Consider the following 11,098-nt stretch of genomic DNA (forward strand, 5'->3'; position numbering starts at 1 on the left):
CTACCACCAGCTGTTCGCGGTCCAGAACGCGTAGGCCGCAGCCCAGCTGCCGTAGCGGTCGACCGCGTAGCCATTGGCCCAGCGGAGGTTGTCCACGGGATTGTAGCCGCTGCCCGGCACCTTGCTGCACGGCAGCGCCTGGATGAGCCCACAGGCTCCCGAGCTGGCGTTGGTCGCGTTCGGGTTCCAGCCGCTCTCCTTGGAGGCGATGAAGTCGACGTACCCCCAGTCGCTCTCCGCGATCCCGGCGGCGGCCATCCACTCGGCCGGCGACCCCCCGCCCGTGTACCTGGGCGGGGCCGCGGGGCTCGAGGGCGGCTGCTTCGACGAGGCCTCCTCCGCGGCCTTCTTCTTCGCATCCTCCGCGGCCTTCTCGGCCTCGATCCGCTGACGCTCCTCGCTCGAGATGTCCACCGGAACCTCGGTGAACACGAGGTCCGCCTCGGGGGACGGGTTCGGCGTGAACTGCTGGTGGATGCGCTGCTGGAAGGCGAGCGTCTGGGCATCGGCCTCCGCCGGGGGCATGGCGAACGGAGCGACCACCGCCACCCCGAGGATTCCGGCGACGGCGACCACCGCGACCGGAGCCCTGAATCGAGACCAGCGTGAGACGGAGTTGATATTCACAGCAGACACAATATAACGATTCTATCTCAGATCGGCGCAGCACTCAACGTCGCGGCGAAACCCGCGGCGCCGTCAGCGAGTCGCGAGGATCAGCTCCACGACCGAATCGAGCAGAGCGTCCACCTGATCCTCGTCGTATCCGCGCCACTCCGAGTGGAACACGACGTCCCGCACCTCGGCGGGTTTGAGGCCGAGCTCCCGCCGCTCGAACATCTCGGAGATGCGATCCAGAAACGCGTCGACCTGCGAACGCCGATAGCCCGTCGCGAAGATCCCGCGTCGCCTGAAGCGCTTGCCCTTCTGCCGCTGAATGCGTCCCCGCACCTCCGAGAGCAGCTGACGGGTCTCCTCCCACCACGCGTCCTCGCCCTCGGCGCGAAGCCGCGCGCGGCGCTCGCGCTCGAAGAAGACCTCCTCGAGGCGGTCGAGCGCCGCGTCCACGTACCGCGTGGCGTACCCGCCCCGCTTCACCCCGAACGCCGCGCGCCTCACGTCCTCCGCCGTCATCGGAGCGGACGCCGCGCCCGCCCCCTCGTATGCGGTGCGGGCGAGGGCGAGGAAATCATCGACCTGCTCGGGATGGTAGCCCCGCTGCGCACCGCTCGCGAGGGGAAAGGAATTGGGCACCGCACCATTCTGCCGCGTCCGCGACCGGCGAGCCTGAGAGGCCATCAGACCGCCCCCAGCGCGAGCGCGACGCCGTAGACGCCGACGGCCGAGGGGAGCAGCGAGTCGAGCCGGTCGAGAAACCCGCCGTGGCCCGGAATCCAGGAGCTCATATCCTTCACCCCGAGGTTGCGCTTGATGAGCGACTCGGTGAGATCGCCCCCCGTCGCCGTGAGCAGCACCACGACGCCGAGCACGATCCCCACCCACCACGGCTGTTGCAGTGCCAGCACCGCCACCGCCGCGCCCGCCGCCATCGCCGCGATCGCGGCGCCCGCGAAGCCCTCCCAGGTCTTGTTGGGACTGATCCTCGGCGTCATCTTGTGCCGGCCCAGGGTGACGCCCGCCGCGTAGGCCCCGACGTCGACGGAGACGACCACGAGCACCAGCGCGAAGACCCACCACTCGCCGCGCTGCTGCGTGACGAGCAGCACGGCGAAGGAGGCGAGAAAGGCGACGTAGACCAGCGTGAAGAGACCCGAGAACACATCGCGCACGAGGGTGCGGCGAGGAGTCTCCCAGGCGGGCACCAGCCCCTCGACGAGGCGCCACACGGTCAGCAGCGCCGACCCCGCGAACAGCCCGAGCAGCATGCCCTCGGCGCCCCAGAAGAAGGCCCCTCCGACCACCACGAGCCCGCCGAGCACCACTCCGACGCGCGGAACGCGGCGGCCGGCCACGCGGAACGCAGCCGCCAGCTCGACCAGGGCGATCGACACGAGCGCCACGACCAGCAGCACGAAGAGCTGCTTCACGAGCAGCAGGCTCACGAGGAACACGGCGGCGAACACGAGACCGGAGAGCACCGCGAAGAACAGGTTGCGCCCGGCGCGCGCCTCGATGCGCGCGTTCGTCGCCTCGAACTGTGCGCGCGTGGACTCGAGGGCGCTCCGGATCTCGTCGCGGCGCTCCGGACCCGGCATGAGGTTAGACCTCCAGCAGTTCGGCCTCTTTGCGCTTCAGCGCATCGTCGACCTGGTCGATGAACTGCTTGGTCACGGCCTCGAGCTCCTTCTCGGCGCGCGCCACCTCGTCCTCGCCGATCTCGCTCTTCAGCGCGTCGAGATCGTCCTTGCCGCTGCGACGCACGTTGCGGATCGCCACGCGCGCATCCTCGGCGCGCCCCTTGACGATCTTGACGAACTCCTTGCGGCGCTCCTCGGTGAGCTCGGGGAGCGAGACGCGGATCACATTGCCGTCGTTCGAGGGATTGGCCCCGAGGTTCGGCATGTCGCGAATCGCCTGCTCGATGCCCTTCATCGCCCCCTTGTCGTACGGCGTGACGATGAGGCTGCGGGCGTCCTGATTCTGCACCGACGCCAGCTGGGCCAGCGGAGTCGGAGTGCCGTAGTAGTCGACCTGCAGATTCTGCAGCAGAGACGGGTTGGCGCGCCCCGTGCGCACCGTGGCGAAGCTCTCCTTCGCAGCCTCGACCGCCCTGGTCATGCGGTCCTTGACGTCGACGAAGACCTCTTCGATCACGGTGTACTCCTTCTGAAACCTACTGGTATCGCTCGTGCATCAAGCTTAGCGGTCGCGGGCGGTGACGCTCAGCGATGCACCAGCGTGCCGAGCCGCTCGCCCCTGATGGCCGCCGTCACGTTGCCCTCGGGCTCCATGCCGAAGACGCGCATGGGCATGCCGTTGTCCATGCACAGGCTGAACGCGGTCGAGTCGACCACCCTGAGGCCGCGCACCAGCGCATCGCCGTAGGCGATCTCTTCGATGAGCGTGGCGTCGGGATCCCGGTTGGGATCGGCCGTGTACACGCCGTCGACGCCGTTCTTGGCCACGAGCACCTCGTCGGCGTGGATCTCGAGCGCGCGCTGCGCGGCGACGGTGTCGGTGGAGAAGTAGGGCAGGCCGGCGCCGGCGCCGAAGATCACCACGCGGCCCTTCTCGAGATGGCGGATCGCCCGCAGCGGGATGTAGGTCTCGGCGACCTGCGTCATGGTGATGGCCGACTGCACGCGGCTGCCGACGCCGGCCTGCTCGAGGAAGTCCTGCAGCGCGAGCGCGTTCATCACGGTGCCCAGCATGCCCATGTAGTCGGCGCGCGCGCGGTCCATGCCGCGCTGGGAGAGCTCGGCGCCCCGGAAGAAGTTGCCGCCGCCCACCACGACCGCGACCTCGGCGTGCTCCATCGCCGCCGCGATCTCGCGCGCGATCTGGCTCACCACGTCGGGGTTCACGCCGAGGGTGCCGCCCCCGAAGGCCTCACCCGAGAGCTTCAGCAGAACTCGGCGCTTGCGATCGGCGGTCTCGGTCATGGTGCTCCTTCGTGGGTGTGCGGTGTCGGGTGTCGACTGAGGCAATGATAGTGGGCAGCAGAAGGGCCCGGATCGCATCACGATCCGGGCCCGACGCGGCGCTTAGGCGCCGACCTTGCTGCGCGCGAAGCCGGTGACGGCGATGCCGGCGGCCTCGGCGACCTTCTTGACCTCGCGCTTGTCGGCGTCGAGGGCGTGCACCTGCTCGTTCAGCGCGACCTGCTTGAAGAACGCCGTGAGGCGGCCCTCGACGATCTTCGGCAGTGCGGCCTCGGGCTTGCCCTCGTTCTTCGAGATCTCGGTGACGAGCGCGCGCTCCTTCTCAACGTCGGCCCCGGGAACGTCCTCGCGGTCGAGGTAGAGCGGGTCGGCGAAGGAGATGTGGCGCGCGATGCTGAGCGCAGCATCGGCGTCGTCGCCCTCGTAGCCCACGATCACGCCGATCTGCGGGGGCAGATCCTTCGAGGTCTGGTGCAGGTAGACGGAGGTCGAGGGGGCCTCGACGCGCGACACCTTGCGCAGCTCGATGCGTTCGCCGATGACGGCGGCCTCGTCGGTGATCACCTCGGCGACGGTCTTCCCCTCCGCGGGGGCTGCGAGCGCCTCCTCGAGGCTCTTCGCGTTCGCGGCCACGATCGCCTCGAGCACGCGATCGGCGAGCGCGATGAACTTCTCGTTCTTCGCGACGAAGTCGGTCTCGCAGACGAGCTCGATCATCGTGGCGGCGCCCGCGCTCTGCCTGACCGCGACGAGGCCCTCGCTCGCCTCGCGATCGCCGCGCTTCGCGACGCCCTTCAGTCCCTTGAGGCGCAGGATCTCGATCGCCCGCTCGATGTCACCCTCCGCCTCGGTGAGCGCGTTCTTGCAGTCGACCATGCCGGCGCCGAGGCGCTCGCGCAGTTCCTTCACAGCGGCCATGCTTACTGCAGCCATGTGTGACTCCTTATGTGAGTGTCGTGAGTGGGATTCGGGAAGAACCGGATTACTCGGCGGCCGGAGCCTCGGCGGCAACCGGGGTCTCGGCGGACTCGGCGGCCTCCGGGGCCTCGGCGGGCTCGGACGCGGGCTCGGCGGCCTCCGGGGCCTCGGACGCGGGAGCCTCCTCGGCCTTCTGGTCGGCGTTCAGCAGCTCGACCTCCCACTCGGCGAGGGGCTCCGCAGCGGTCTCGGCGCCCTCGGCGGGCTTCTGGTGGCGCTCCATGAGGCCCTCGGCGGCCGCATCCGCGATCACGCGGGTGAGCAGGGCGACCGAGCGGATCGCGTCGTCGTTGCCCGGGATCGGGTAGGTCACCTCATCGGGATCGCAGTTGGTGTCGAGGATCGCGATCACCGGAATCCCGAGCTTCTTGGCCTCGTCGATCGCGAGGTGCTCCTTCTTGGTGTCGACCACCCAGAGGGCCGACGGGGTCTTGGACATGTTGCGGATGCCGCCGAGCGACTTCTGCAGCTTCTCGAGCTCGCGCTTCTTGAGCAGCAGCTCCTTCTTGGTGAAGCCGCTCGTGGTGCCGTCGAAATCGAGCTGCTCGAGCTCCTTCATGCGCTCCAGGCGGCCGGTCACGGTCTGGAAATTGGTCAGGAGGCCGCCGAGCCAGCGCTGGTTCACGTACGGCTGGTTGACGCGCTGAGACTGCTCGGCGATCGTCTCCTGGGCCTGCTTCTTGGTGCCGACGAAGAGGATGGTGCCGCCGCGGGAGACGGTCTGCTTCACGAACTCGTAGGCGGCGTCGATGTAGCCGAGCGACTGCTGGAGGTCGATGATGTAGATGCCCGAGCGCTCGGTGAAGATGAAGCGCTTCATCTTCGGGTTCCAGCGACGGGTCTGGTGTCCGAAGTGGACGCCGCTGTCGAGCAGCTGGCGCATGGTGACGACGGCCATTGCCGTTCTCCTGTTCTGCACGCCTCTGCGGGCGCGCGTTTGCGGTTGTCATCGGTCGCGGTAGCGACCAGATCCTGGTGCCCTCGGATTCCGCCGCCCCGTTCCGCGCTGATCTGCGATCTGCGCGAGCGAGGACCGATGACGGTGCGCCGATGAGCGGGCACGCGAAGTCACCTCTTGCGAGGTGCGAGGACCAGTGTAGCACTCCCGACGGCCCGGCATCCGGGGATCCGAGCGACGGAGACCCCGGTCGAGCGCCCCGGATCCACCGGAGCCCGGCAGCGCTCGCGAACGCCGCTCAGATGGCGCACTTCAGAGCCTGAACCGGAGAACCTCTCCACATCGCCACCGCGACCGCTTCCGTGCGCCGCACCGAGCCGTCCAAGATGGGCGGCCAGGAGGTGCCCCATGAACACCGGCTCAGCGAACCCCGCAGCAACGCACAATCAGCGACTCGGCTCCCGCGGCGAGGCGATCGCAGCGCGCTATCTCGAGGAGCGCGGCTACCGCATCATCGACCGCAACTGGCGCACGCGTCACGGAGAGCTCGATCTGGTCGTCGAGGACCGCGGAACGCTCGTCGCGGTCGAGGTGAAGACGCGCAGCGGATCAGGATACGGCCATCCCCTCGAGGCGATCACCACGCGGAAAGCCGGGCGCCTCAAACGGCTGCTGCTCGACTGGGCGCGCGTCCACGACTCGCACGCCCTCGGTCTGCGGGTGGACGCCGTCGGCATCACGGTGCATCACGACGCCGCTCCCCGCATCGACCATCTGCGGGGCATCCTGTGAGCGCCGCGGTCTGCCGCGCGGCCTCGATCGCGCTCACCGGCCTCGAGGGCACTGCCGTCACGGTGGAGGCGGCGGTCTCCCGACAACTGCCGGGGATGGCCATCATCGGCCTGCCCGACACGGCGCTGGCCGAGGCCAAGCTCCGGGTGCGTACCGCCACCGCGCAGGTGGGACTGCCTCTGAGCGATCGCTTCCTGACCATCAATCTGAGCCCTGCCTCCCTGCCGAAGCACGGTTCGGGCTTCGACCTGGCCATCGCGCTCGCGGCGCTGGCCGCGTCGAAGCACCTCCCGCCGGAACGCCTGCCCGGCGTCGCCCACCTCGGCGAACTGGGGCTCGACGGCGAACTGCGGCGACCCGCCGGGCTGCTCTCCGCAAGCCTCGCCGCGCGGTCACTCGGCTTCCGCCGGGTCATGGTGCCCGCCTCCTGCGGCACCGAGGCCGCGCTGGTGCCCGGGATCGAGGTCATCGCGGTGCCCGACCTCGCGAGCGCGGTGGCCTGGTACCGAGGAGCGTTCGAGGCGCCGCCGATCGTGGCGCTCGACGAGACCGACCGTCGGCACGTCGCCCCGCCCACCGGCAGCCCGCAGCTCGACATGTCGGATGTCGTGGGCCAGCCGGAGGCGGTGGAGGCGCTCATCGTCGCGGCAGCGGGACGGCATCATCTCTCGCTGCTCGGCCCGCCGGGGGCCGGCAAGACGCTGCTCGCCTCGCGGCTGCCCTCGATCCTGCCCGACCTCACGGCCGACGAGTCGCTCACCGCGAGCAGCATCGCGGCGCTCGGCGGCGTTCCGCTCACCCGTCTGGTGCGACGCCCGCCCATCGAGTCCCCGCACCACACGGCCTCGGCCGCGTCCATCATCGGGTCGGGCGACCACGGCGGGGTGCGGCCGGGATCGATCACCCGGGCCTGCCACGGAGTGCTGTTCCTCGACGAGGCTCCCGAGTTCCCCCGCAGCGTGCTCGACGCGCTGCGGCAGCCGCTCGAATCCGGCCGGATCGAGATCCACCGCGCTCGCCTGCGCACGATGCTTCCCGCGCGCGTCCAGCTCGTGCTCGCCTCCAACCCCTGCCCGTGCGGTAACGCGGACTCCCCCGATGCCGCGAACGCGTGCCGCTGTTCTCCCAGCATGCGGGTGAAGTACCTGCAGCGCATCTCGGGACCGCTCAGCGACCGCATCGATCTCCGGCTCACGATTCGGCGCGTGTCGAGTGTTCTGCAGCACGGATCGGGTATCCCGGCCCCGCCGAGTCGCGAGCTGCGCCGCCGGGTCACCGCCGCTCGCGAGCTCGCGGCGGAACGCCTCAGGACGACCCCGTGGAGTGTCAACTCCGAGGTACCGGGCAACTGGCTGCGCGGGCCCGGAATGCGACTGCCGCGCGCGGACACGGCGGTGATCGACCGCGCGCTCGCCCGGGGCTCGCTGACCCTGCGCGGCTACGACCGCGTGCTGCGGGTCGCCTGGAGCATCGCCGATCTCGCCGGGCTCGAGCGGCCCGGCAGGAACGAGGTCGCGCGAGCGCTCGTGCTGAGGGAAGGCGGGAGCGCATGAGCCGGGGCGACGTGCGCATCCGCGCCGACGGGGATCTGCGCGACCGGCTCGTCCGCCTGCTCCCCGCCGCCGGTCGGAGCCTGCCGAGCGAACCGGCGCGTCCCGACGAGTCGTCCCCCGCCGACACCCTGCTGGCCCGGATCGTGTGGGCGCGGCTCGTCGAACCCGGCGACGCCGTAGCCGGAGCCCTGATCTCGGTCCTCGGCGCCGCGCCAGCCCTCGACCTCCTCGCCTCCCGGGCCCCGCTCGCGCGCGTCCGCGACCTCGTGCGCGCCGCGGCCGGCACCGAGCTCGACCCGGCCGAGCTCGGGAGGGCGTTCAAGCGGTGGGGGCTGCGCCTCGACCGCGCGGCCACGGTCGGCGATCTCGACCGCGGCATCGCATCGGGCATGCGCGTGGTGACCCCGGAATCCGAGCGCTGGCCCTCCGCACTGGACGATCTGGGCGATCACGCCCCGCTGCTGCTCTGGGTGCGGGGCAGCGCGGCTCTCCTCGCGAGCTCCTCGCTCGCGGTCGTCGGAGCCCGCGCCTGCACCGGGTACGGCTCGCACATCACCGCAGAGATCGTCGAGGGCGTGTGCTCGGCGGGGATCACCATCGTCTCGGGAGCCGCCTACGGCATCGACGCGGTCGCCCACCGCACCGCGCTCGCCCTCGGATCGCCCACCGTCGCGGTCCTCGCCGGCGGGGCCGACGTACCCTATCCGCGTTCTCACGGGTCGCTGCTGGAGCGCATCGCGGAATCGGGCGCCGTCTGCTCGGAGATGGTGCCCGGCTCAGCACCGACTCGTTGGAGATTCTTGCAGCGGAATCGCTCGATCGCCGCGCTGGCGCGCGCCACCCTCGTCCCCGAGGCCGGCGTCCGCTCGGGATCCCTCAACACGGCGGGGCACGCCGCCGAACTGGGCCGGCCGCTCGGAACCGTTCCCGGACCGGTCACGAGCGTCGCATCGGCCGGGTGTCACCGCCTGGTTCGCGAGTACGGGGCGACGCTCGTGACGAACAGCGCGGAGGCGCGCGAATTCCTCGGCCTCTCCGAGCACCCCGCCCTGTTCGATTCCGGCTCGGATCCCGGTTGCGCTTCGGGCGCCCGTCCACCCGCCCTGCACCGGCGCGTGCTCGACGCGCTGCCGCTGCGCGGGAGCCGCGGGAGCTCCGACATCGCGCGTCTCGCCGGTCTCGAACTCGGCGAGACCCGGGCCGCGCTCGCCGAACTCGAGTTGCTCGGCGCCGCCGCCCGTCGCGAAACGCCGGGGGCGGGCGAGAGCCGATGGGTGATGCTGCGACGAGAATGAGAGCATGCGACTGGAGGCGGCGATCGAGGCCTTCCTCGAGGCCGTCCGCTTCGAGTACGGCTACTCCGAGCACACGGCACGCGCGTACCGGCGCGATCTGCACGATTTCTCGTCCTTCGCCGAGCGCGGCGCGGCGGGCGCCGCGACGGTCGCCGACTGCGACCTCGAACTCATGCGCGCGTGGCTCTGGGACCGCCAGCAGCGCGGCCTCGCCCCCAGCACGCTGGCCCGCAACGTCGCCACGCTGAAGTCGTTCGGCGGCTGGCTCGAGCTGCGCCGCCTGGTCCCCGGCAACCCGGCCTCACGGCTGCGATCCCCGAGGGCGCCCCGCGAGCTGCCCCGAGTGCTCGCGGACGAGCAGATGGCGCGCATCCTCGATCGCGCGGCGCGGCGTGCGGAGAGCGGGGATCCCGCGCAACTGCGCGATCACGCCGTGCTCGAGCTGCTGTACGCGACCGCTCTGCGCGTATCGGAGCTCTGCTCGCTTCCGCTCACCGGACTCGACCGCAGGGAGCGGACGGTGCGGGTGCTCGGCAAGGGCGGCAAGGAGCGCGTCGTACCGCTGGGCGCGCCCGCGGCGCGCGCGATCGAGCGCTACCTGGACGGCGCCCGTGCCGCCCTCGCGGCGCGGGCCGAGCGCCCCGAAGAGGTCCCGCTCTTCCTCGGCAACCGTGGGGGCCGGCTCGGCCCGAACGCGGTGTATCGCCTGGTGTCGCGCGAGCTGGAGCGGGAGCCCGGCGGCGGACCCCGCGGGCCGCACACCTTCCGGCACACGGCGGCGACGCACCTGCTGAACGGCGGCGCCGATCTGCGCGTGGTGCAGGAGATGCTCGGGCATTCGAGCCTTTCCAGCACGCAGGTCTACACCCACGTCTCGGCCGAGCGGCTCGCGGAGAGCTACCGGCAGGCACACCCCCGCGCCTGACCGCCCCTCACTCGAGGGGCAGCAGCACGGGGCGGCGCAGGAAGTAGCGCAGCGGATTGACGTACTCGCCGTCCACGCGCACCCCCAGATGAACGCACTCCTCCTCGCAGTGCCCGCCGCCCGCCACCCCGCCGATCGTCTCCCCGCTCACCACGGCGGCGCCGACCGCGAGCTCGCTGCTCACGGGCTCCAGCGAGTAGACCGTGCGCCCGTCGATGCGGATCGAGACCACCTCCCGGTCCACCACCGACCCCACGAACGACACGCTTCCCCCCGCGGGGGCGATGACCGCGCCGCCCGGACGCGCCACGAGGTCGATGCCGCGGTGGCCCGCCCCGTATCGGTTCGGGGGCGCACGATACGGGCCCGAGACGTCGAGCGGCACGCCGAGCGGCGGCACCCACAGCGGGGCCGCGGCAGGCGGGCCACCGGAGCCCCGGGCCGCCGGGGACTGGAGGGGGCGCTGAGGAAGGTCTGGGTGAGGCGCCGCTCCCCCGCCCGCGTTGGTGAGCAGCGGGAGCACCGCCAGCAATGGGGCGATCAGCAGCGTGTGCGGTGAGGTCATGCCTCGACTCTCGCAGGGAATCGCCCGCGCCTCGGGGGCTCTCGACGAATCTGTGGAGAAGTCGTGACGGACCGCCTGGAGTGACGGTTGTGAGCGGAGGCATCTCGACGGCTGGAGCGCCCCCGTCTGCTACTCGTCGAGCGCCAGCTCCTGCGGCAGGGAGAACTCGCGGGCCGAGAGCTCCTCGACGTTGACGTCCTTGAAGGTGAGCACCCGCACGGACTTGACGAAGCGGTCGGCGCGGTAGACGTCCCACACCCAGACATCGGTCATCGAGAGCTCGAAGTAGAAGTCGCTGCCGGCGTCCTGCCGCTTGAGGTCCACCTCGTTCGCCAGGTAGAAGCGGCGCTCGGTCTCGACGACGTAGCGGAACTGGCTGGCGATGTCGCGGTACTCGCGAAACAGCGACAGCTCGGCCTCGCGTTCGTAATCGTCTAGCTCGTCCTCGTTCATCTCCCCCATCCTACGCCGTCTTCGCGCAGGGCTCCGGGCGCGGCGCGCTCGCAGAGATCGAGATTGACTTATTCGA

General features: G+C 70.9%; 13 protein-coding genes. 4 read left to right on the forward strand and 9 right to left on the reverse strand.

Annotated features, from left to right (window positions below; translation table 11 throughout):
• From D1J51_RS06805 to rpsB, 7 genes are all read right to left on the reverse strand, one after another.
• Entirely contained in the window at positions 1 to 627 is a 627-nt protein-coding gene (locus D1J51_RS06805) for an aggregation-promoting factor C-terminal-like domain-containing protein (protein ID WP_240423000.1), read from the reverse strand.
• Between the two features lie 72 nt (positions 628 to 699).
• Entirely contained in the window at positions 700 to 1,254 is a 555-nt protein-coding gene (locus D1J51_RS06810; RefSeq protein ID WP_240423002.1) for a DivIVA domain-containing protein, read from the reverse strand.
• A gap of 44 nt (positions 1,255 to 1,298) precedes the next feature.
• A complete protein-coding gene (locus tag D1J51_RS06815; protein WP_119074429.1) occupies positions 1,299 to 2,216 on the reverse strand; it encodes a phosphatidate cytidylyltransferase in 918 nt (305 codons plus the stop codon).
• Between the two features lie 4 nt (positions 2,217 to 2,220).
• Positions 2,221 to 2,739 carry a ribosome recycling factor gene (gene frr, locus D1J51_RS06820; protein ID WP_371414080.1) on the reverse strand — a complete coding sequence of 173 codons (519 nt, stop codon included), beginning with the start codon at positions 2,737 to 2,739 and terminating at the stop codon, positions 2,221 to 2,223.
• 104 nt (positions 2,740 to 2,843) lie between these two features.
• A complete protein-coding gene (gene pyrH, locus D1J51_RS06825) occupies positions 2,844 to 3,563 on the reverse strand; it encodes a UMP kinase (protein WP_119074431.1) in 720 nt (239 codons plus the stop codon).
• 102 nt (positions 3,564 to 3,665) lie between these two features.
• Positions 3,666 to 4,496: a translation elongation factor Ts gene (gene tsf / locus D1J51_RS06830; RefSeq protein ID WP_119074432.1), complete on the reverse strand. Its 831-nt coding sequence runs from the start codon at positions 4,494 to 4,496 to the stop codon at positions 3,666 to 3,668.
• A 49-nt stretch (positions 4,497 to 4,545) separates the two neighbouring features.
• Entirely contained in the window at positions 4,546 to 5,439 is an 894-nt protein-coding gene (gene rpsB / locus D1J51_RS06835) for a 30S ribosomal protein S2 (protein ID WP_119074433.1), read from the reverse strand.
• Between the two features lie 408 nt (positions 5,440 to 5,847).
• Here rpsB and D1J51_RS06840 point away from each other — a divergent pair, with 408 nt between their 5' ends.
• From D1J51_RS06840 to D1J51_RS06855, 4 genes are read left to right on the forward strand one after another with little or no spacing between them, the layout of a single operon-like run.
• The gene (locus D1J51_RS06840) at positions 5,848 to 6,231 is read left to right on the forward strand and encodes a YraN family protein (RefSeq protein WP_119074434.1); all 384 of its coding nucleotides are present in this window, start codon (positions 5,848 to 5,850) and stop codon (positions 6,229 to 6,231) included.
• Positions 6,228 to 7,784 carry a YifB family Mg chelatase-like AAA ATPase gene (locus D1J51_RS06845; RefSeq protein WP_119074435.1) on the forward strand — a complete coding sequence of 519 codons (1,557 nt, stop codon included), beginning with the start codon at positions 6,228 to 6,230 and terminating at the stop codon, positions 7,782 to 7,784. Before D1J51_RS06840 ends, D1J51_RS06845 begins: the two co-directional genes overlap by 4 nt.
• Positions 7,781 to 9,079, forward strand: coding sequence for a DNA-processing protein DprA (gene dprA, locus D1J51_RS06850; RefSeq protein WP_119074436.1), 1,299 nt, complete (start codon positions 7,781 to 7,783; stop codon positions 9,077 to 9,079). The genes D1J51_RS06845 and dprA overlap by 4 nt, the downstream gene beginning before the upstream one ends.
• A gap of 4 nt (positions 9,080 to 9,083) precedes the next feature.
• Positions 9,084 to 10,004, forward strand: a complete 921-nt coding sequence (locus D1J51_RS06855; RefSeq protein WP_119074437.1) for a tyrosine recombinase XerC — start codon at positions 9,084 to 9,086, stop codon at positions 10,002 to 10,004.
• 7 nt (positions 10,005 to 10,011) lie between these two features.
• Here the strand turns inward: D1J51_RS06855 and D1J51_RS06860 are convergent, their stop codons facing one another.
• Together D1J51_RS06860 and D1J51_RS06865 are read right to left on the reverse strand one after the other, a co-directional pair.
• Positions 10,012 to 10,569, reverse strand: coding sequence for a M23 family metallopeptidase (locus D1J51_RS06860; protein WP_119074438.1), 558 nt, complete (start codon positions 10,567 to 10,569; stop codon positions 10,012 to 10,014).
• Positions 10,570 to 10,698: 129 nt separating this feature from the next.
• Entirely contained in the window at positions 10,699 to 11,022 is a 324-nt protein-coding gene (locus tag D1J51_RS06865; RefSeq protein WP_119074439.1) for a DUF2469 domain-containing protein, read from the reverse strand.
• Positions 11,023 to 11,098 lie beyond the last annotated feature (76 nt).

Origin of the sequence: Leucobacter sp. wl10 (assembly GCF_003569785.1) — a bacterium.
Taxonomy (GTDB): Bacteria; Actinomycetota; Actinomycetes; order Actinomycetales; family Microbacteriaceae; genus Leucobacter.

What these genes read in the sequence shown, in the direction of transcription:
- tsf (WP_119074432.1), bottom strand. Translation starts at nt 4,496, where the DNA reads ATGGCTGCAGTAAGCATGGCCGCTGTGAAGGAACTGCGCGAGCGCCTC.
- D1J51_RS06840 (WP_119074434.1), top strand. Translation starts at nt 5,848, where the DNA reads ATGAACACCGGCTCAGCGAACCCCGCAGCAACGCACAATCAGCGACTC.
- D1J51_RS06860 (WP_119074438.1), bottom strand. Translation starts at nt 10,569, where the DNA reads ATGACCTCACCGCACACGCTGCTGATCGCCCCATTGCTGGCGGTGCTC.
- rpsB (WP_119074433.1), bottom strand. Translation starts at nt 5,439, where the DNA reads ATGGCCGTCGTCACCATGCGCCAGCTGCTCGACAGCGGCGTCCACTTC.
- frr (WP_371414080.1), bottom strand. Translation starts at nt 2,739, where the DNA reads ATGACCAGGGCGGTCGAGGCTGCGAAGGAGAGCTTCGCCACGGTGCGC.
- D1J51_RS06815 (WP_119074429.1), bottom strand. Translation starts at nt 2,216, where the DNA reads ATGCCGGGTCCGGAGCGCCGCGACGAGATCCGGAGCGCCCTCGAGTCC.
- D1J51_RS06865 (WP_119074439.1), bottom strand. Translation starts at nt 11,022, where the DNA reads ATGAACGAGGACGAGCTAGACGATTACGAACGCGAGGCCGAGCTGTCG.
- dprA (WP_119074436.1), top strand. Translation starts at nt 7,781, where the DNA reads ATGAGCCGGGGCGACGTGCGCATCCGCGCCGACGGGGATCTGCGCGAC.
- D1J51_RS06855 (WP_119074437.1), top strand. Translation starts at nt 9,084, where the DNA reads ATGCGACTGGAGGCGGCGATCGAGGCCTTCCTCGAGGCCGTCCGCTTC.
- pyrH (WP_119074431.1), bottom strand. Translation starts at nt 3,563, where the DNA reads ATGACCGAGACCGCCGATCGCAAGCGCCGAGTTCTGCTGAAGCTCTCG.